Origin of the sequence: Campylobacter sp., from assembly GCF_052170435.1 — a bacterium.
In the GTDB taxonomy this organism is placed as follows: domain Bacteria; phylum Campylobacterota; class Campylobacteria; order Campylobacterales; family Campylobacteraceae; genus Campylobacter_A.
On the sequence record NZ_JBQNAN010000011.1, the window covers coordinates 28,277 to 48,902 of the forward strand.

A 20,626-nucleotide genomic window follows, 5' to 3' on the forward strand; every position below is an offset into this window, starting at 1 on the left:
GCGATTATAAAGCTCAAAATTTATAAAATCAATAATTTTGAAGATTTATTAAATTTTCGCGCACCGATTAAAATTTGGAGAGAGAATGAAGGTTTTATTTATAATTTCGACCCTGCAAGCAGGCGGCGCCGAGCGCGTGATGAGCTTGCTAGCGAGCTATTTTGCGAAATTTCACGACGTAACGCTTTTAAAATTTGACACCAAACCGCCGTTTTACGAGCTAGACGAGAGGATAAAGCTGATCGATCTGCCTTTCCCGATGGTAAAAAAGGGCTTTTTCGCAAATTTAATAAGGCGCGTGAAAAAGTTTTTTTATCAGCGAAATTTGATCAAAAACGGCGGATTTGACGTCGTTATCTCCTCGATGGATAGCACCAATATCAACGTGATTTTGTCGAATTTATTTATCGGTAAGCCGCTTTTTATCAGCGAGCATTCAAGCGCCGATTTTTTCAAAGGGCGCGGCTGGCTATTTTTGCGCCGCATGCTCTACCCGCTAGCTAGCGGACTCACGGTACTTACGAAAGAAGACTACGAATACTATAGCTTCGTAAAAAATAAAACCGTGATGTATAATCCGATGTTTGAAGCCAAAAAACAGGGCTTGCCGAAGGAAAATATCATCCTTTTCGTCGGTCGTCTCATCTCGCTTAAGGGCTGCGACGTATTTTTAAAAGCCATGAGTTTAGTCGATAAAGAGCTTTTAAAAAACTGGAAAATAGTGATAGCGGGCGCGGGCGAAGAGAGGCAAAGACTAGAGCTTATCGCACACGAGCAGCTGCATCTGGATGCCGAATTTATCGGGCAAACGAGCGATGTCGCTTCGCTTTACGAAAGGTCTAAAATTTTAGTCTCAAGCTCCAAAACCGAAGGCTTGCCAAACGTTTTAATCGAGAGCGTATTTTTTAACTGCGCCAGGGTGGCGACTGCTACAAGCGGCGCAAAAGAGCTCATCGAGGACGGCAAGGACGGATTTTTGGTACCGATAGACGACGTAAAAGCGCTCGGAAGCAAAATCGAACTTTTAATGCGCGACGAGGAGCTTAGGCAAGAGCTGGTAAAAAACGCCAACGAGCGCAAAAACGCCTTTAAAACCGATCAAATTTATCAAAAGTGGATGGATTTTATCACGCAAAATATAAAGAGCTAAAATGCTAAAAGTAAGCATAATAATCCCAACCTACAACCGCAAAGAGCTTTTTGAAGCCGCCCTAAAAAGCGCGCTGGCTCAAGACTACGAAAATAAAGAAATCATAATCAGCGACGATAACTCAAACGACGGCACACGCGAGCTTGCGCAAAGTTACGTCGCTAAATTTGACAACGTAAAATACGTCTTAAACCAAACTTACGACCGCGGCCCAAACGGCAATAAAAACAACGGCTTTGATCACGCTAGCGGCGATGCTTTCGTAATACTAGACGACGATGACTTGCTGATAGAAGGTGCCATAAGCAAGATGGCGGCCGTGCTGGAACAGGGGTATGCTAGCGTCTGGGCGAACTGTTATTTTGAGCTTGACGGCGAGCCGACGACGAAATTTTCAGGATTTGGACTAAATAAAAGCGGGGAAATTTCGCCGCAGGACTACTACGACGGCAAGATAACGGGCGAGTTTTTGATAATGTTTCGCCGCGACGCCATCGGTCAGAGGCGCTTTGAAAAGGGGCTTTACGGTAGCGAAAATACGCTTTGGATTTATCTTTTTGACTTTCCTGCTTACTATTTGCACGACGCCGTGCGCATTTACCGCTTTCACCGCAGCGACAGCGTCACGATAAACTCGTTTAAACGCCCGCTTTGCATAATGAAAGGCTACGCGATGACTGCGGAGCTCATTTTGCAAAAGATCGCCGAGAAAAACGCTCAAGCTAGCGCAAATTCGGCCGAGCCGAAATTTTGCATAAACGACGCTCATATCGCGATCCTATATAAAATGGCGGCGTACTATGCAAAATTTGGCGGCGAATACAAAAAAATGTACGAATATCTTTTTAAAAGCCTCAAATTTAAATTTACAAAAGAAGCGTTGGCGATGCTGATCTTAAGCCCGTTTCCAAAGTCGATGATTTTGTTTTTAACTAAAATTCGCGTTTGGATATACAAAAAAACGCACGGCGAATGAAAAAATTAGCCGTTTTTCTCTACTCGATGGGGCCGGGCGGCGCGGAGCGCGTAGTTTCAAATTTGCTCCCGGCTCTGTGCGAAAAATACGAAGTTCATCTCGTTTTGATGAGCGAGGTCGTAGCCTACGAGATACCAAGCGCGGTAAAAATTCACTTCCTAGAGCGCTCGGATCCCTATGAAAGCGGCGCAAAAAAGCTATTTCGTTTGGGACTTTTGTTTCCGTTTTTAGCCTTAAACTATAAAAAACTTTGCGACGGTTTGGCTATCGACCTGCATTTTGTCTTAATGAACCGGCCTTGTTATATCGCGCTTTTAGCAAGGATCGCCGGAGTAAAAGGGCGGATGGTGATAAGCGAGCGCAGTTGTCCGTCGGTCATTTATAAAAGCGGACTTAGCGGGCTTGCTAATAGAATTTTGGTTAAGGCGCTTTACCCAAAAGCCGATCTCATCCTTGCTAACGCGCAGGGAAACGCCGATGATCTCGTTCGAAATTTCGGCTGCGACGCCGCAAAAACTAAGGTGCTATATAACGCGGTCGATTTAGCGGCGATAAAAACTCTCGCAAACGAGCCGATAGATGCTAAATTTAAGCCGTTTTTTCTAAACATCGGGCGGCTTGATAGCGGTAAAAATCAAGCGATGCTAATAAAAATAATCGCAAATTTAAACGACGAGCGCGCGACGCTTGGGATCCTTGGCAAGGGGTCTTTGCAAGGCGAGCTTCAAAATTTGATCGATGAGCTTGGCGTAAGCTCGCGCGTAAAACTGCTGGGCACGGATAAAAATCCGTTTAAATTTATCAAAAACGCGCAGTGTTTCGTCTGCGCTTCGCGGTTTGAGGGCTTTTCAAACGTGCTTTTAGAGGCGCTTGCTTGCGAGAGATTTGTCATCTCCACCGAACATAGAAGCGGCGCTAGAGAGCTTCTTGGCGAAGATGAGTACGGCATTTTAACGCCCGTTGACGACGAAAAAGCGATGGAGACTGCGATGAGGCGAGCGCTTGAGGATGAAAATTTGAGGCGGGATTATGAAAAAAGAGCTTACGGCCGCGTAGTAAAATTTGATAAAAACGCCGTCGCGGCGCAGCTCATAGGATATTTAGAGGGTGAAAATGGCGAGTAAAATTTTAGAATTCCCCGGCAAATTTAAATTTTCAAAGCAAACTTGCTTTTTAATGCTTGCGGCGTTTGTTTTTAGCGTAGTGTGCAGGCTGTACTGGGTGTACTGGGCGGGCGAATACCAGCACTTTTTCTGGAACGATCAGCTCATGATCAGCACAAACGACGGCTACGCCTTCGCCGAGGGCGCGCGCGATATGATAGCGGGCTTTCATCAGCCAAACGACCTTAGCTACTACGGCCGTTCGATGCCGACGCTTACGTATTTTTTGTATCAAATTTTGCCTTTTAGCTTCGAGAGTATTTTGCTTTATATGAGCGTGTTTTTTAGCTCGCTTATCGTTATTCCCGTGATTTTGATAGCCAAAGAGTACGAGATGCCGGGCATGGGCTTTGCGGCGGCGCTGCTAGCTAGCATCGCAAACAGCTACTACAACCGCACGATGGCGGGCTACTACGACACCGATATGCTCACGATCGTGCTGCCTGCGTTTAGCGTCTGGGCGATGATACGCCTCGCGCAGAAAAAAAACGTAAACGACCTCATTTTTATCCCGATTTTTATCCTGATAAACGACTGGTGGTATCCGAGCTCGTACTCGCTAAATTTTGCGATGCTGGGCGCATTTTTGCTCTATACTTTGATTTTCGATAGGAAAAACGCGCTAAATTACGAAGCCGCTATTTTGATGATAGTCGCGCTTACATATATCGATTTTTACGCTAAAAGCGCTCTTGCTGTCGCTCTTTATCTAGCGATGAGATTTCGTCCCCAGATCTGGGACAAGCGCGTAGTAGCCGCGTGTCTAGCTCTGGCCGTGGGATTGCTGGGCTATAGCGGCGGGCTAAATCAAATTTTATTTCAGCTTAAATTTTACATATTTCGCGGGGTTTCGGAGAGTAGCGAGCCGGTTTTTCATTTTTATAACGTAAATAAAACGATAATGGAAATGAGCGATTATTCGTTTGAATTCGAGTCGATAAACGCCTTTGCCAAGCGCATAAGCGGGCATATCGTTACTTTTGCTTTATCGCTCGTAGGAGTCGCGGCGCTTTGTCTTAAATTTCGCTCCTTTTTGCTTGCGCTTCCGATGCTATTACTTGGATTTTTGGCGCTAAAAGGTGGGCTTAGATTTACGATCTACTCCGTGCCCGTGATGGCGATAGGATTTGGATATTTTGCGGCGCTTTGCGTGAGTTTTTTTAAAAAAGATAAAATTTTAGACAAATTTTGCACCGTTTGCCTAGCGGCTTTTTTTGCGTTTTTCTTTTTGTATTTTGATAAATATTACAGCCTTTTGCACGGCAAATCTCCTGTTTTTGCGCCAAATTTTGACGGCGAGGCGAGCTTTGGCGTATATCTAGCCACGTTTGCGGCGGCGGCGCTTATTTGCGGGGCGGCTTATTTTATGGTCTCAGGCCTAAGTTCGCTCAAAAAGCATGCGCTTTTGGAAAAAATTTGCGTCTTTTGTATCGCTGCGCTATCCTTGATGCCGTGTCTTGAGCACATTTACGGTTACAAAGTCGGCACGGTCTTTGCCAAAAGCGAGGTCGAGAGCCTAGATAAGCTGCACAAGATCGCGGGGCGCGAGGACTACGTGCTGGCGTGGTGGGACTACGGCTATCCGATCCGCTACTACGCAGACGTCAAGACTCTCATCGACGGCGGCAAGCACCTAGGCAGGGATAACTTTGCCGTGAGCTTTGCGCTAGCTAGCAACCAGCGCATGTCGGCAAATATGGCGCGCCTAGAAGTCGAGTACACCGAGCGAAATTTTAGCGAGAGATTCGGGTTAAATTTGAACCAAATGATGAAAGACTACAACGCCACTAGCGTAAATTCGTTTTTGTATTCACTAAATAGCAAGGATTTTCGCCCGCCGCAAAAAACTCGCGAGATTTATTATTATCTGCCTGACTCGATGATCGATATCTTTAGCGCCGTTTTGCGCTTTTCAAACCTCGATCTAAACAGCGGCGAGGAGTACGGAGCGATATTTTATCCGGGCAAGCCTTACTCGGTGGACGGCGATACGATAAATATCGGCGGAGGGTTTAGTGTATCGGGCGACGCGTCTAAAGTCTATATCGGCGAGCGAGAAATGTCCGTAAATACGTACTTTGAAACAAGCTACGACGAAAAGGATAAGCTGGTCGTCAAAAAACACGAGATGAACGCGGACGGTAAAATTTATCTCATTTTTATGAAGGATTACAGGCGGTTTTTGGTGCTTGACGAAGCGGTGCTAAACTCGGCCTACATACAGCTTTTCGTACTCGAAAACTACGACAAAGAGCTATTTGAGCCGGTCGTTTTAAACGGCGCGGTTAAAATTTATAGGTTGCTAAGATGAGGGCGCAGAATTTAAAGGATATTTTTTAAAATGGCAAAATTTGGATTTTTATCTCACGCCGATATGAGCATTTACTTCTTCCGTGCCCCGATCATGCGCGAGCTAAAGCGGCTCGGTCACGAGGTTTTTGCTATCGCGCCAAAGGGCGACTACACGGATAGGCTAAAAAGCGAGTTTAACTGCGTGACGTACGAGCTTGACCGCGCGAGCCTAAATCCTCTAACCGTGCTTGAAAACTCAAAAAAGCTCGCCGATATCTTGCGCGGGTTAAATTTGGATCTGCTACAAACCTCGGCGCACAAATCAAACGTGTTTGGCACCTTTGCGGCTAAAAAAGCGGGCATAAAGCGCGTGATAAATTTAGTCGAGGGGCTGGGTAGCTTTTATATCGATAACGACTTAAAAACCCGTCTGGTGCGCGCCGCGATCGAGACGCTTTATAAAAAAGCGCTAAAAATGAGCGACGGCTGCGTGTTCGTAAACGAGGCAGATCCTGCATATTTTCTAGCTCGCGGGCTGATTGCCGAAGAGAAAATTTTTAAGATAAAAAGCGTGGGCGTGGATACGCTCAAATTTGACGAAAGCAGCGTACCGGCCGCAAATTTGAGCGAAGATCTGCGCGGTAAAAAGATCGTGCTGATGATAGCGCGCGCGATGTGGCACAAGGGCGTGCGCGAGTTTTACGAGGCGGCAGAGCTTTTACGTGGGCGCGAGGACTGCGCGTTCGTCTTTGCGGGCGAAGGGTTTGAAGGAAACAAAAGTACGGCGGACGCGAAGTTTCTAACTGGCGGCGCCGTGTGGTATCTGGGCGCTAGAGACGACGTGCCGGAGCTTTTAAAGGCTAGCTATCTACTTGCGCTTCCAAGCTACAAAGAGGGCTTTCCCCGCACGGTTTTAGAGGCGATGAGTATGGGCAGGGCGGTCGTGGCTAGCGACGTGGCCGGCTGCAACGAGGCCGTAACGAACGGCTTTAACGGCCTGCTTTGCGAGGCGAAAAACTCGGCCGATCTAGCCGCAAAGATAGAAATTTTACTAAACGACGAAAATTTGGCCGCACAGATGGGGCGAAACGGGCGGGAGCTTGCGGTGCGCGAGTTTGACGAGCGAGCAGTCGCTATGAAATATATAGAAATTTATAGGAAATTTATCGATGTATAGGGCGTTTTTTAAGAGATTACTGGATATTTGCGGCGCGATTTTTCTCATAGTTTTGACGCTGCCGATTATGGCGGTCGTCGCGGTTTTGATCTATTTTAAGGTTAGCAAGGACGTCATTTTTACGCAGGCGCGCCCGGGCTTGCACGCTAAAATTTTTAAAATTTACAAATTTAAAACGATGAGCGACGAGCGCGGCGTGGACGGCGAGCTGCTACCCGACGAGCTACGTCTAAGCGGCATCGGCAAGACTATCCGAAGCCTCAGCCTTGATGAGCTGCCGCAGCTTTTTAACGTGCTAAAGGGCGATATGAGCTTTATCGGGCCGCGTCCGCTTTTGGTCGAGTACCTGCCTCTTTACGACGCCGAGCAGGCGACCCGCCACGACGTGAGGCCCGGTATCACGGGTCTAGCGCAGGTAAACGGTCGCAACGCGATAAGCTGGGCTGAAAAGTTTAAATTTGACGCGAGATACGTTCGCGAGCTTAGCTTTGCACTCGACGTTAAAATCGCGATTTTAACCGTGCAAAAGGTGCTAAAACGAAGCGGCGTGAACAAAGAAGGCATGGCTACGACGGAGAAATTTAATGGCCGCAACTAAAATTTACGTTTACGGCTTTAGCGGACACGGATCGGTAGTAGCGGACGTGGCAAGAGCCTGCGGATACGGCGAGGTCGTGTTTCTAGACGACTCCAAATTTGACAGTAAAAACGTGTTCAAATTTGACCCGAGTCTGGAAAAGGCGGACGTGATCGTGGCTATTGGGGACAATAAAATCAGACGCATCCTGCAAGAAAGAGTAAAAAACGCGGGCTTTCGCGTTGCGCACTTAATCCATCCAAGCGCGGCGGTAAGCAAGAGCGCGCAAATAGGCGAGGGTGCGGTCGTGATGCCAAATGCCGTCATAAACGCGCGAGCGGTGGTAGGCGAGGGGGCGATAATAAACACTGGCGCGATCATCGAGCACGACTGCGAGATCGGCGATTTTGCGCACGTTAGCCCAAATGCGGCGCTAGCAGGAGGCGTGATCGTGGGCGCAAGCACGCATGTAGGCATAGGATCTTGCGCTATACAGTGCGTAAAAATCGGCACAAACTGCGTCATCGGAGCGGGCAGCGTCGTAGTACGAGATATCGCAGACGGCAGCGTCGCCTACGGTAATCCCGCTAAAGTTAGGCGAAGCGTAAGCTAAATTTGAGAGCCAAAATATCGCTCGTCAAATTTGTGCTCGCAACGACAAAAACCGTCGCAAACTAAAAATAGATAAAATTTGGCCAAGTCCTTTGCGGCGTCAAATTTGCCGTTTAAAACGAATTTTGACGCAAAATTTAACAAAATCCCCATTTTCTACGCTCAAAAGCGACTTTAAACGAGTTTTTATAAAAATATTTAGATTTTAAGTGCTACAATGCGTAAATTTCTTTAAGGAATAATAATGCAAAGAATTTTCCTAAGTCCGCCGCACATGAGCGGCAAAGAGCAAGAGTATATAAACGAGGTTTTTAAGAGCAACTATATCGCGCCGCTTGGCGAATACGTGAATAAATTTGAAGCGAGCGTCTCAAGCTACGCGGGAGCACCTGATGCTTTGGCGCTAAATTCCGGCACATCGGCGATCCACTTGGCGCTAAGAGTGCTAGGTATCGGCGCGGGTGACGCGGTGCTAGCCTCTACGTTTACCTTTATGGCGTCCGTTAGCCCGGTACTTTATCAAGGCGCTACGCCCGTTTTCGTCGATAGCGACGAAAGCTGGAATCTAAGCCCCGAGCTACTAAAAAAGGCGATCGCAAACTCGCCTAAAAAGCCAAAAGCGCTTGTCGTCACGCACCTCTACGGTCAGGCGGCAAAGATGAAAGAGATCTGCGAGATCTGCGAGCGGGAAAATATCGCCGTCGTCGAGGACGCGGCCGAGGCGCTGGGCGGCTTTTTGAACGGCAAAGCGCTGGGTACGTTCGGGAGGCTTGGCGCATATAGCTTTAACGGTAACAAAATCATCACCACAAGCGGCGGCGGCATGCTGGTGGGCGAAAAAGAGCTCGTTGAGAAGGCGAGATTTTATAGCACCCAAGCTAGAGAGCCGTTTTTGCACTACGAGCATAAAGACTACGGCTACAACTACCGCCTAAGCAACGTCCTAGGCGCGATAGGAACGGCGCAGATGGAGGTGCTCGAGCAGCGCGTGATAAAAAAACGCGAAATTTTTGAACAATATAAAAAAGAGCTTCCAGAGCTTGAGTTTATGCCTGAAATCGCAAATTCCCGCGGCAACCGCTGGCTAACGACCGCGCTGTTTAAAGAAAAAGGCGCGCATCTACGCGTGATTGAGGCGCTTGCGAAAGAAAATATAGAAAGCCGTCCGCTTTGGAAGCCGATGCATATGCAGCCGGTGTTTGAGGGGGCGCTAGCGTTTACGGACGGCACTAGCGAGGAGATGTTTGCGCGCGGTATCTGCCTGCCTAGCGGCACGGCGATGCAGGACGAGGAGTTCGCGCGAGTAGTAAAAATCGTAAAGGAAAATTTATAAATGTTTAAGGCGACGAAGCTAAAGCGGCTTGCGTTTTTTCTAACCTTTGACATCGTGATATTTGTCGCGTCGTTTTATCTGGCGTATCTGCTTAGATTTAGCGGCGTGCTGCCTGATTATTTTAGAGGCGGACTGGTCGCGGGCTGCGCTACGATGGTGGTTTTAAAGCTATTTTTCATGTGGCTTTTTAAAATTTACAAGGTGCCGTGGAGATTTTTCGGACTAAACGAAGCGAGGAAAATTTTCCTCGTTCATCTTTGCGCGATCGTCTGCTTTTGGATCGTTTATTTTGCGATGCCCGCGGTTTTTAACCCGTTTCCTCGAAGCGTGGTTTTTATAGACTTTATCATCTCGTGCCTGCTAATCGGAAATTTAAGGATCGCCAAGCGTATGTTTTTAGACTTTTCTAAAAAGCCGCACACGGGCGAGCCTTGCGTTGTTATCGGCGCTACGTCAAAGGCGCTTCACGTTTTAAAAGGGCTTAGACAGGGCTATATCGATCTATATGCGGTAGGTGTCGTGGACGGCAGGAGCGATCTAGTCGGCACTTACTGCGACGGATTTTTAGTGCAGCCAAAGAGCGAAATCGCAAATTTGATCAAAGAGTACAACGTAAAAACCGCTATCATCGCGCTAGCTCTGGGTCAAGACGAGCTAGCCGAGCTTTTTGACGAGCTGACGGCCTACGGTATCCGCGATATCAAGATCTTCTCAATGTTTGGTACCGGCAAGGACGCGATCAAAGATATCTCGATCGAGGATCTGCTAGCTAGAAAGCCAAAAGACCTAGATAGCAGCGCGGTGGAGAAATTTTTAGGCGGTAAGGTCGTTTTGGTTACGGGAGCCGGCGGCAGTATCGGTAGCGAAATTTGCAAGCAGTGCCTAAAATTTGGCGTTAGCAAGCTAATCATGATCGATCACAGCGAGTTTAATCTCTACAAAATCGGCGAGATAACTCACAGCGACAAAACCGTGAGCAAGATGATAAATATCGTAAACGAAGCGGATTTGCGCGCGGTTTTTGAGGAGTTTAAACCGCAGATCGCGATCCACGCCGCAGCCTATAAGCACGTGCCGCTTTGCGAAGCAAACCCTAAAGCCGCGGTCGTAAATAACATAATCGGCACTAAAATTTTGATCGATTTATCTATCGAATACGGCGTTAGCAAGGTCGTGATGATCTCATCCGATAAGGCCGTGCGCCCGACGAATATCATGGGCGCGACTAAACGCGTGTGCGAACTTTACGCTCTAAACTCGAATTTGCCGGCTAAAACCGAGATCGTCGCGGTGCGCTTCGGTAACGTTCTAGGCTCAAGCGGCAGCGTAATACCGAAATTTAAAGAACAAATCGAAAATAATAAACCGTTAACCGTCACGCACCCTGACATCACAAGGTATTTCATGCTGGTTTCCGAGGCCTGTCAGCTCGTGCTTCAGGCTGCCTCGATCGCGAAGGGCGGCGAGCTTTTCGTGCTTGATATGGGCGAGCCGATAAAGATCGCAGATCTAGCTAAAAAGATGCTAATTTTATCAAACAAAGAACACCTTGGCGTCGAATTTGTCGGCCTTCGCCCTGGAGAGAAGCTTTACGAGGAGCTTTTAATAAACAAAGACGACGTAAAAACTGAGTTTCAGTCTATTTTCGTGACGCACTCGGGCGAATACGACGTGGCTAAACTAAACGAGCAAATCGAAAATTTAACGCACGCGGACGATGTCGCGGCGGCGCTCAAAGAGATCGTGCCCGAGTTTAATCACGCGCTAAATAAGGAATAAATTTGACGTTACAAGATATACAGAGGTTTTCAGAGTTAAGATACAAGGCTAGAGCCTATATATGCTATCTTTTTAGTAAAAATTTGCCAAACAGGCTGCCGGGGGTAAACGCCGAGTCGATAAAAAGCGGCTTTAACAAAATGGCGCACGAGATAGAGGATTTTGACGCGTTTTACGTGCTTGACGCAAACGGCGTGCAAATAGGCGACGCCGTGAGCCTAAACGAAAAATATAAGGCCGGCGGCAGCGAAAACTGCAGCAATAAGTCATATTATTACACCGCGGTGCGCGAGAAGCGCTGCGTGCTAAGCGACCCGTACCCGTCCTCGCTCACGGGCGAGCTGTGCGTGACGGCGTCCACTCCGATATATGACGACAAAGGGGAGCTAAAATTCGTCGCGTGTATCGACGTTTCGCTAGAAAATATCCTAGCCATCGTCTCTCACGGCAGACTAGAAAGCTACTTCGGCAAATTTTTAAAAACCGTTTATGCCGCATTTTCGGTCGCGCTTTTTATGGTAGCGGCGTTTCTTTTCGTAGACGGGCTAAAGAGATTTTTGTCTAAAGATTTTATGAACATTAACGTCGAGGAGATGTTTGAGACCACGATCGTGCTGACGCTGGCTCTGGCGATCTTTGACCTAGTTAAAGCGATATTTGAGGAAGAGGTGCTCGGAAAAGGCAAGCATGGCGATAACGGCGAAAATAAAACGATGGTGCGTTTTATCGGCTCGATCATCATCGCGCTTGCGATCGAGGCGCTGATGCTCGTGTTTAAATTTGCCATCACGGCGCCAGATCACATCATAAACGCGATCTATCTCATCGGCGGCGTCGCGATGCTTATGATCGCGCTTAGCGTTTATCTTTTTGCTACAAAGCAAAGGAGCCCGCATTGATCGGCATTATCGACTACGGAGCGGGAAATTTAAAGAGCGTTTTAAACGCGTTTGAGAGTTTAAATTTAAAGGCGAAACTCGTCGGTCGCGGCGAGGAGCTGGGTAAATTTGATAAGATAATCTTGCCAGGAGTCGGAGCTTTTGGCGAAGCGATGGATAAGCTAAAAGATAGAGATTTTATCCCTGCGATAAAAGAAGCCGTAGTCGGTGGAAAGCCGTTTTTGGGCATTTGCCTGGGTATGCAGCTACTTTTTGAGCAAAGCGAGGAGTTTGGCGTAAACGAGGGGCTGGGGCTCGTAAAAGGGCGAGTTGTTAAATTTGACCCGTCTAAATTTGATGCGCCGCTAAAGGTGCCGCACACCGGCTGGAATACGATAAATTTTACCAAGCAAACACCGATAAATAAGGATCTGGCGGCTAGCGAGTATTTGTATTTCGTGCACTCTTATCACGTAGTTTGCAAGGACGATGCGGCGCTGGGCTTTAGCGAATACGGCTATAAATTCGTAAGCGCGGTGTGCAAAGATAACATTTTCGGTTTTCAGCCGCACCCTGAAAAGAGTCACGAAACTGGGCTAAAAATTTTACGAAATTTCGGAGAGATGTGATGGAAATTTTCCCTGCGATAGATTTGAAAGAGGGCAAGGCGGTTCGGCTTTTTAAAGGCGAGATGAGTAGCGCAAAAATCTACTCGGACGCGCCGTGGGAGCTAGCTAAAAGATTTGAAGATATGGGCGCAAAGTGGCTTCACGTCGTAGATCTTGACGGAGCGTTTGCGGGCGAAGCGGTAAATCTAAAAACCGTAGAAAAGATCGCAAAAGCCGCAAATTTACAAATCCAAATCGGCGGCGGGATACGCGACGAAGCGCGAATAAAAAGCTACCTTGATAGCGGCATAACGCGCGTTATCTTGGGTTCGGTAGCGCTAAAGGATCCGAATTTTACTAAAGAAATGGCTCAAAAATACCGCGTCGCCGTCGGCATAGACGCCAAAGACGGCTTCGTCGCCGTGCAGGGCTGGGCGGAGGTGTCGCAGATGAGAGCGACCGAGCTAGCGCGCAAATTTGCCGGAGCCGGAGTCGAAGCAATCATCTGCACCGACATCTCAAAAGACGGCACCCTTAGTGGCGTGAACGTTGAGTTTACCTCGCAAATCGCAAAAGCAAGCGGTATAAATACGATCGCAAGCGGCGGCGTAAAAGATATAGAGGATATCCGGGCGCTAATGCGCGCGGGAGACGTTTACGGCGCGATCGTGGGCAAGGCGTACTACGAGGGGACGCTCGATCTAAAAGAGGCCTTTAAACTGGGCCGATAAATTTTTAAAGTAAATTTAAATATAAAATTTGCTAGAATTGGACATTTTTTAAAAAAGGATGCGATTGTGAAAATACTAGTAGTCGACGACAGCTCTACTATGAGAAGAATTATAAAAAACACCCTACAAAGGCTCGGACATCAAGAGATTTTAGAGGCCGAGCACGGAGTCGAAGCGTGGCAAATTTTGGGTCAGCACAGCGACATAAACGTGCTTATCACCGACTGGAACATGCCTGAAATGAACGGACTTGAGCTCGTAAAAAAGGTCCGCGCCGAGCAAAAATACGTCGATATGCCTATCATCATGGTAACGACCGAGGGCGGTAAAGCCGAGGTCATCACCGCGCTAAAAGCAGGCGTCAATAACTACATCGTAAAGCCGTTTACGCCGCAAGTTTTAAAAGAAAAACTTGAAGACGTCTTAGGCTAAAAGAGCGTAAATCTTGAAAGATAAATTTTACGAGCTTGAAGTTCTTTGTTCGCAGGAGCTTCGCGAGCTTTTCGAAGATCTTGTTTTTTCTTTGGGCGTTACTTGCACGCAGGAGACTGACGGCGGGTTTATCGTGCGGGACGAAGACGAGCTAGATGAAGTGGAATTTGGCCTGCAAGAGTACGCAAAGTCTCTGCAAAATGTGCTCGGCCGAGAGATCGAATTTAAGATAACAAAAAGCCAAAAAGAAAATAAAGACTGGTTAAACGAATACAAAAAAAACGTAAGACCGATAGAGATCGGCAAATTTTACATCCACCCAAGCTGGGAAGAGTCTAAAGACGGGTTTGAAAATATCATCATCGACCCTGCGCTCGCCTTTGGCTCTGGTCATCATGAGAGCACGAGCGCTTGTATAGAGTATCTGCAAAAATACGCCGCAAACGGCATGAGTGCGCTTGACGTGGGCTGCGGAAGCGGGATACTAAGCATCGCTCTAGCAAAACTAGGCTGCGTCACGGATGCCTGCGATACGGACGTGCAGGCCGTGCAAAGCTCGCAGAGAAACGCCGAGCTAAACGGGGTTAAATTTAATCAAATTTGGACCGGTTCGGTGGCGAATTTAGATAAAAAATACGATGTCGTCGTCGCAAACATAATCGCCGACGTGATACTAATGCTAAAAAATGATCTAATAAATTTGCTAAAAGAGGGCTCGTATCTCGTTTTAGCAGGCGTTTTGGATAAATACGAAACGCGAATTTTAGAGGCTTTTTCGTCGCTCAAACTGGTAGAAAACCAAACCAAAAACGAGTGGAAAAGCTTCGTATTTCAAAAAGCGTAAAATAATTTAAGGAACATAATGGACAACAGAAAAAACGATGATAAAAATTTAAATAACGGCGGAAATAATTTTTTTAATAAAAATCCGATTTTGATTTTCGCCATTTTTGCTATCGTGATAGTGGTGGCATTTCGCGGGCTTGGAGGCGGCGAGATGGACGGCACGCTACTAGGACAGAGCGCGGCCGGCTCAAAAAGCACCTCGTACTCCGAAATAAAAGAGATGATAAAAAACAAGCAAGTAGTGCAGGTGGGCATCTCAGAAACCTCGATAAAAGCCGTGGATAACGGCGGCAGAACGTACTTTGCTAAAAGAGTAAACGACCCGACGCTAGTGCCGATTTTGGAGGAACAAAAGATTCCTTACGGAGCGTATAGCGAGACGAACTGGTTTACCGAAATGCTCTTTTCGTGGATACTTCCTATTTTTATTTTCTTTGGAATTTGGATGTTTTTGGCTAGCCGTATGCAGCGAAATATGGGCGGCGGTATCCTTGGGATGGGAAGCTCTAAAAAGCTAGTAAACTCAGAAAAACCGAAGGTTAAATTTGCCGACGTGGCGGGCGTGCAAGAAGCAAAAGAAGAAGTTAAAGAGATCGTGGATTTTCTAAAGCATCCGGATAGGTATATAAATTTGGGCGCCAAAATCCCAAAAGGCGTGCTTTTAGTGGGACCTCCTGGCACCGGTAAAACCTTGCTTGCAAAGGCCGTCGCAGGCGAAGCGGACGTGCCGTTTTTCTCGGTTTCAGGATCAAGCTTTATAGAGATGTTCGTCGGCGTAGGCGCTAGCCGCGTGAGGGATCTTTTTGAAAATGCAAAAAAAGAAGCACCGGCGATCGTCTTTATAGACGAGATCGACGCTATCGGCAAAAGCCGCGCAGCTAGCGGAATGATCGGCGGAAACGACGAGCGCGAGCAAACGCTAAACCAGCTTTTGGCCGAGATGGACGGCTTTAGCTCGGATGCGTCGCCCGTTATCGTGCTTGCCGCTACGAACCGTCCGGAGGTGCTTGACGCCGCGCTTTTAAGGCCGGGTAGATTTGACAGGCAGGTGCTCGTCGATAAGCCTGATTTTAAAGGTAGGATCGAAATTTTACGCGTACATATAAAAGACATCAAGCTCGATCATAGCGTTAGCATCGAGGATATTGCGCGCATGACGGCGGGTCTTGCGGGAGCGGATCTAGCAAACATCATAAACGAAGCCGCGCTACTAGCTGGTAGAAAAGAAAAGGGTAAAGTCGAGCAGGCTGATTTGCTCGAGGCCGTCGAGCGAGCTATCGCTGGTCTTGAGAAAAAATCTCGCCGCATAAATCCGAAAGAAAAGCGCATCGTGGCCTATCACGAGAGCGGACACGCGCTCATAGCCGAAACCACCAAAGGCGCAAACAGAGTCACCAAGGTATCGATCATACCGCGCGGACTTGCGGCGCTGGGATACACGCTCCACACACCTGAAGAAAATAAATTTATGATGCAGCGCCACGAGCTGATGGCCGAAGTAGACGTGCTTCTAGCCGGACGTGCAGCAGAAGAGGTCTTTATAAAAGAGATTTCAACCGGTGCTGGCAACGACCTAGAGCGCGCGACCGATATACTTCGTTCGATGATCTCGATATACGGCATGAGCGATATTGCGGGACTTATGGTGCTTGAAAAGCGCCGTAGTACTTTCCTAGCCGGCGGTCAGGCCGATAGGGACTATAGCGACAAGACGGCGGAAAAAGTGGACGAATTTATCAAAACCACGCTTGATGAGCGCTATAAACACGTGCTTGAGACGCTAAGAACCTACGGCGACGCGATAGAAAAGATGGTTGAGGCGCTTTACGAAGAGGAAACTATCGAGGGTGCGAAGGTTAGAGAGATCATCGCAAACTACGAAAAAGAGCGCGGGATGCCTAGCAGGCTCGTAAATTTAGAAGATAAAGAGGAACAAGCGTAAAGATATGCAAAACGTCGGGCTAATCGCAAAACAGGGCTACAAATACGTTTTTGTTTTAGGGCTTTTGCTTTTGCTTGCGCTGGTTTTGGGCGTATGTCAAATTTTATTTTTCGCGCTGTTTGCGCTTTGCGTATTTTGGTTTAGAAACCCAGAGCGAGCGCTAGGTAGCGACGATGCGTATGCCGTACTTAGCCCGGTCGACGGCAAGATAGAAAGTATAGATAAAATTTACTATTTCAATACGCAGTGCGTAGCCATAACTATCCGCAAAGGCGTATTTGACGCGGGCGCGCTCAGGGCTCCTTGCGATATGGAGCTTTTGGAAGTCAGGCGGAGGCACGGCTTGTTTTTGTGTAATGCTATGGAAGCTTCTAAAAATTTAAACGAGCGAGCCTTGTTCGTCTGTAAAAACTCAAATAATAAAATTGCGATCCGCGTCATCGCGGGGCCTCTTAGCAAAGGCATTTCTTTTGAAAATTTTAGCCGACTAAAAGCGGGCAGGCGATTTGGTTTTTTAGGTAGCGGCGAGGTGGTTTTGATACTGCCCGCAAATACGAGAATAAGCGTTAGCGTTGACGAAAAAGTGGCAAGCGCGGGCATTTTAGGGTTTTTTAGCTACGAGGAAAAAGATGCAAGACAATCAGCATAAACTTCAGTTAATGTACATTTTGCCGAATTTATTCACGGCGGCTTCGGCGTTTTTGGGTATCATTAGTATCATCGTCTCCGTGCGCGGCTATATCGCGGCTAGCGCAGGACTAGTCGAGGAGGCTAACGGCTATTTTTTTAAGGCTATTATTTACATAGTTTTGTCTCTTTTTCTGGACGGACTTGATGGACGCGTGGCTAGGCTAACTAAAACTACGTCAAAATTCGGCGTGGAGTTTGACAGTCTTGCCGATATTATAGCTTTCGGCGTCGCGCCCGCGATGCTTTTTTACTTTACGGTCGGACACAGCTTTGGGCGTTTGGGTTCGCTAGTCGCTGCACTGTTTGTAGTTTTTGGTGCTATTAGACTTGCTCGGTTTAACGTAATGACCGGCACCTACGAGCCGTCTGTTTTTATTGGCCTTCCTATACCTACGGCTGCCATCGTGTCGGCATTTTGGGTCGGGCTGAGCTTGGAGTATGATTTTACTAGAAGCGCCGAGTGGTTTTTGCTGTTTTTGCAAATTTTGCTTTCCGTTTTGATGGTAAGCAACATCCGCTACCCTAGCTTTAAAAAAATCGATCTAAAAAAAGCCCATTTTTTACGCATATTAGTCGGCCTTACGGTCGCGTTTTCGGTTATTTATATCTACCCGATCGAGGCGGTTACGGCTTTAATGAGCGTTTATGTTTCTTACGGTATAATCAGATACGTTTTTATGAGATGTAAAAACAAAAAAAACCAAAAGGAGAGCGAATGAACGGCAACGTCAAATTTAACGCATTTTTCTCTCTACTTCTGCTGCTGCGCTAAGCAGCGACTCTCTCACACCCTAATAATAAAAATTTAACTACACAAACAAAAACCCCAAAAAGGATAAAAAATGAACAATGATAAAATAATAATATTTGATACGACTTTACGAGACGGCGAGCAAAGCCCCGGGGCCTCGATGAATACCGAGGAGAAAATCCGCATCGCACGCCAGTTAGAACGCCTAAACGTGGACGTCATGGAGGTTGGTTTTGCTGCGGCTAGTAGGGGCGATTTTGACGCGATACATCAGATCGCTAAGCAAGCCTCAAACGCCTCTATCTGTTCGCTCGCCCGTGCCGTGGACGGCGATATAAAGGCTGCGGGCGAGGCTATAGCTCCGGCAAAAAATAGGCGCATCCACACCTTTATCGCCACAAGCCCGATTCATATGGAGTTTAAGCTAAAAATGTCTCCCGACGAAGTGATTAGGCGCGCCGTGCGAGCTGTGGAATACGCTAAAACTTTCTGCGAGGACGTTGAGTTTAGCTGCGAGGACGCGTGCAGAAGCGAGATGAGCTTTTTAAAAGAAATTTGCGACGCCGCTATAAACGCCGGAGCAAAAACCATCAACATCCCAGACACGGTGGGCTACCTATATCCCGAGGAGATTACCGCTCGTATAGGAGAAATGGTTAAATTTATAAACGCTCGCGCAGTCGTTTCCGTGCATAATCACAACGACCTAGGCCTAGCTACGGCAAACTCGCTAGCCGCGATAAAAGCGGGCGCCAGGCAGGTCGAGTGCACGCTAAACGGTATCGGCGAGCGTGCGGGAAATGCCGCGCTTGAAGAGATCGTGATGGCGATAAAGACGCGTAGCGATGTATTTGCGCCGCTTTATACGGACATAGTTTATAAAGAAATTTATCCTAGCTCGCGCCTGCTAGCGGGCATCATCGGTATCGAGCCTCAGCCAAACAAAGCCATCGTCGGTAAAAACGCCTTCGCTCACGAAAGCGGCATCCACCAAGACGGCGTGCTAAAACACAAAGAAACCTACGAAATAATCAGCGCCGAAAGCATCGGGTTGGATAAAAACTCGCTAGTGCTTGGCAAACACTCGGGCCGCCACGCCTTTAAAGATAAATTAATCAGCCTTGGCTTTGAGCTCGAAGATAGCGCGCTAAACGAGGCGTTTGAGAAATTTAAGGCGCTAGCGGATAAGAAAAAAGAGATCTTTGACGACGATTTGCGCGCGCTGGTAACTAGCGAGATCATCAAGATCCCTGAGGTTTTCGAGTTCTTGACGCTTACGCAAAGCAGCTGCAACAAAGGCCTAAGCAGCGCGGCGATCACGCTTCGTCACGCCGACGAGATCAAGAGCGATGCGGCGCTAGGTAACGGTACGGTGGATGCGATATTTAAGGTCATCGACCGCCTAAGCGGCATCCACGGCGTGCTCAAGGATTATAAGGTTAGCGCCGTTTCGCAGGGCAAGGACGCGCTGGCAAACGTCGTTGTAAAGGTCGAATTTGACGGTAAAACCATCATCGGTCACGGACTTGATATCGATACGATGACGGCGAGCGCTAGAGCGTATGTGGGCGCGCTAAACAGCTATGTAAAAATCACCGCTACAAAGTAAAATTTGAGCGGTTTGACCGCGCGCCGCTTAGCAAATTTAAGGCTCGGATTTGGGCCTTAAATTTCTAAATTTAGCCTTTTAAATTCGGCCGTAATTTTTGAAGTAAATTTGACCGGGTTTTGGGCAAACAAAAATACAAAACTCAAATTTAAACCTCCTCGCATTTACCGCCGCGTCTTTAAAATTTGATATAATCAAGCCAAATTTTTCAAAGGAGAAAATATGAAAAAAATCGCGTTTTTGTTGATGATTATCGGGGCGTTTGCGTTTGCTAAAAGCGAGGAAGCGCCGCAAAAATCTACGCCAAAGCAGCTTGAGATGGTGCTGATCCTCGATAAATCGGGCTCCATGAGCGGGCTTGAGAGCGATACTATCGGCGGCTTTAACTCGATGATCGACAAGCAAAAAGAAGCGGGCGTGGACGCAAAGGTAACTACGGTACTCTTTGATACAAATTTCAGGACATTGCACGATAGAACAGATATCAAAAAGGTCGAGAAGCTAACGAACAAGGACTATGTCGCGGGCGGCAATACCGCGCTACTAGACGCAGTCGGCGATACGATAAACAAAATCTCAAAAGTCGAGGACATCTACGCTAAAAACAGAGCCGTGCTTTTCGTGATCATCACCGATGGGCAAGAAAACTCGAGCAAAGAGTACTCAAAGGCGCAGATCAAAAAAATGATAAGCGATAAGCAGGAAAAATACGACTGGGAGTTTATATTTTTGGGAGCGAATATCGACGCCGTTAGCGAGGCGCAGAGTCTAGGTATAAAGGGCACGAACGCGGTGAAATACAAAAACAGCAGCGAGGGCGTACAGAAAAACTTTGAGGCTGCTGCCGAGATGTCCAAAGATATGGCGATGGATAAAAAATCAAGCTCGAAGTGGCGCGAAAAGGTGCTTGAGGATAAGTAAAATTTGAGTTGAAGCGCGGCTTGTTGCCGTGCTTTGGTTAAATTTGCGGTTGTTTTTTAAGCCGTGAGTTATAGAGCAGGGCGAAGTAGGGCGTTAAATTTGACGAGGCGAGTTGTTTTTGCTTTCGTCAAATTTGACAAAGCCGTTTCTGTAAATCTA

19 protein-coding genes are annotated in these 20,626 nt (G+C 47.5%); all 19 read left to right on the forward strand.

All coding sequences use genetic code 11. The annotated features are described in order from the left end of the window. Positions 1 to 85 precede the first annotated feature (85 nt). The 19 genes from ACTTJF_RS05935 (at position 86) to ACTTJF_RS06025 (ending at position 20,467) form a co-directional block, all read left to right on the forward strand. The gene (locus ACTTJF_RS05935; RefSeq protein WP_376822450.1) at positions 86 to 1,150 is read left to right on the forward strand and encodes a glycosyltransferase; all 1,065 of its coding nucleotides are present in this window, start codon (positions 86 to 88) and stop codon (positions 1,148 to 1,150) included. 1 nt (position 1,151) lies between these two features. Then, positions 1,152 to 2,126: a glycosyltransferase family 2 protein gene (locus tag ACTTJF_RS05940; protein WP_442551177.1), complete on the forward strand. Its 975-nt coding sequence runs from the start codon at positions 1,152 to 1,154 to the stop codon at positions 2,124 to 2,126. Further along, positions 2,123 to 3,250: an N-acetylgalactosamine-N,N'-diacetylbacillosaminyl-diphospho-undecaprenol 4-alpha-N-acetylgalactosaminyltransferase gene (pglJ, locus tag ACTTJF_RS05945; RefSeq protein WP_442551178.1), complete on the forward strand. Its 1,128-nt coding sequence runs from the start codon at positions 2,123 to 2,125 to the stop codon at positions 3,248 to 3,250. The genes ACTTJF_RS05940 and pglJ overlap by 4 nt, the downstream gene beginning before the upstream one ends. Continuing rightward, positions 3,240 to 5,600, forward strand: a complete 2,361-nt coding sequence (locus ACTTJF_RS05950) for an STT3 domain-containing protein (protein ID WP_442551179.1) — start codon at positions 3,240 to 3,242, stop codon at positions 5,598 to 5,600. The genes pglJ and ACTTJF_RS05950 overlap by 11 nt, the downstream gene beginning before the upstream one ends. 30 nt (positions 5,601 to 5,630) lie before the next feature. After that, positions 5,631 to 6,758, forward strand: a complete 1,128-nt coding sequence (gene pglA, locus ACTTJF_RS05955; protein ID WP_442551180.1) for a N,N'-diacetylbacillosaminyl-diphospho-undecaprenol alpha-1,3-N-acetylgalactosaminyltransferase — start codon at positions 5,631 to 5,633, stop codon at positions 6,756 to 6,758. Beyond that, positions 6,751 to 7,356, forward strand: a complete 606-nt coding sequence (gene pglC / locus ACTTJF_RS05960; protein WP_442551181.1) for an undecaprenyl phosphate N,N'-diacetylbacillosamine 1-phosphate transferase — start codon at positions 6,751 to 6,753, stop codon at positions 7,354 to 7,356. The genes pglA and pglC overlap by 8 nt, the downstream gene beginning before the upstream one ends. Continuing rightward, positions 7,343 to 7,948, forward strand: coding sequence for a UDP-N-acetylbacillosamine N-acetyltransferase (gene pglD / locus ACTTJF_RS05965; RefSeq protein ID WP_442551182.1), 606 nt, complete (start codon positions 7,343 to 7,345; stop codon positions 7,946 to 7,948). The genes pglC and pglD overlap by 14 nt, the downstream gene beginning before the upstream one ends. Positions 7,949 to 8,191: 243 nt before the next feature. Next, positions 8,192 to 9,280: a UDP-N-acetylbacillosamine transaminase gene (pglE, locus tag ACTTJF_RS05970; RefSeq protein WP_442551183.1), complete on the forward strand. Its 1,089-nt coding sequence runs from the start codon at positions 8,192 to 8,194 to the stop codon at positions 9,278 to 9,280. Further along, the gene (gene pglF / locus ACTTJF_RS05975; RefSeq protein ID WP_298055473.1) at positions 9,281 to 11,059 is read left to right on the forward strand and encodes a UDP-N-acetylglucosamine 4,6-dehydratase (configuration-retaining); all 1,779 of its coding nucleotides are present in this window, start codon (positions 9,281 to 9,283) and stop codon (positions 11,057 to 11,059) included. A 2-nt stretch (positions 11,060 to 11,061) separates the two neighbouring features. Continuing rightward, positions 11,062 to 11,958 carry a PDC sensor domain-containing protein gene (locus ACTTJF_RS05980; protein WP_442551184.1) on the forward strand — a complete coding sequence of 299 codons (897 nt, stop codon included), beginning with the start codon at positions 11,062 to 11,064 and terminating at the stop codon, positions 11,956 to 11,958. Further along, complete coding sequence (gene hisH, locus ACTTJF_RS05985) at positions 11,955 to 12,566, forward strand: imidazole glycerol phosphate synthase subunit HisH (RefSeq protein ID WP_442551185.1); 612 nt, start codon at positions 11,955 to 11,957, stop codon at positions 12,564 to 12,566. Before ACTTJF_RS05980 ends, hisH begins: the two co-directional genes overlap by 4 nt. Next, the gene (gene hisA / locus ACTTJF_RS05990) at positions 12,566 to 13,276 is read left to right on the forward strand and encodes a 1-(5-phosphoribosyl)-5-[(5-phosphoribosylamino)methylideneamino]imidazole-4-carboxamide isomerase (RefSeq protein WP_442551200.1); all 711 of its coding nucleotides are present in this window, start codon (positions 12,566 to 12,568) and stop codon (positions 13,274 to 13,276) included. The genes hisH and hisA overlap by 1 nt, the downstream gene beginning before the upstream one ends. A gap of 66 nt (positions 13,277 to 13,342) precedes the next feature. Continuing rightward, on the forward strand, positions 13,343 to 13,708 hold the full coding sequence (locus ACTTJF_RS05995) for a chemotaxis response regulator CheY (protein ID WP_039888294.1): 366 nt from the start codon (positions 13,343 to 13,345) through the stop codon (positions 13,706 to 13,708). Positions 13,709 to 13,721: 13 nt separating this feature from the next. Then, positions 13,722 to 14,552 carry a 50S ribosomal protein L11 methyltransferase gene (locus tag ACTTJF_RS06000; RefSeq protein ID WP_442551186.1) on the forward strand — a complete coding sequence of 277 codons (831 nt, stop codon included), beginning with the start codon at positions 13,722 to 13,724 and terminating at the stop codon, positions 14,550 to 14,552. 18 nt (positions 14,553 to 14,570) lie between these two features. Beyond that, a complete protein-coding gene (gene ftsH, locus ACTTJF_RS06005; RefSeq protein WP_442551187.1) occupies positions 14,571 to 16,496 on the forward strand; it encodes an ATP-dependent zinc metalloprotease FtsH in 1,926 nt (641 codons plus the stop codon). Between the two features lie 4 nt (positions 16,497 to 16,500). After that, a complete protein-coding gene (locus ACTTJF_RS06010) occupies positions 16,501 to 17,145 on the forward strand; it encodes a phosphatidylserine decarboxylase (RefSeq protein ID WP_442551188.1) in 645 nt (214 codons plus the stop codon). Continuing rightward, positions 17,126 to 17,905: a CDP-diacylglycerol--serine O-phosphatidyltransferase gene (gene pssA / locus ACTTJF_RS06015; RefSeq protein WP_442551189.1), complete on the forward strand. Its 780-nt coding sequence runs from the start codon at positions 17,126 to 17,128 to the stop codon at positions 17,903 to 17,905. Before ACTTJF_RS06010 ends, pssA begins: the two co-directional genes overlap by 20 nt. A gap of 123 nt (positions 17,906 to 18,028) precedes the next feature. Beyond that, entirely contained in the window at positions 18,029 to 19,546 is a 1,518-nt protein-coding gene (locus ACTTJF_RS06020) for a 2-isopropylmalate synthase (protein ID WP_442551190.1), read from the forward strand. 222 nt (positions 19,547 to 19,768) lie between these two features. Beyond that, positions 19,769 to 20,467, forward strand: a complete 699-nt coding sequence (locus tag ACTTJF_RS06025; protein WP_122861985.1) for a vWA domain-containing protein — start codon at positions 19,769 to 19,771, stop codon at positions 20,465 to 20,467. Positions 20,468 to 20,626 lie beyond the last annotated feature (159 nt).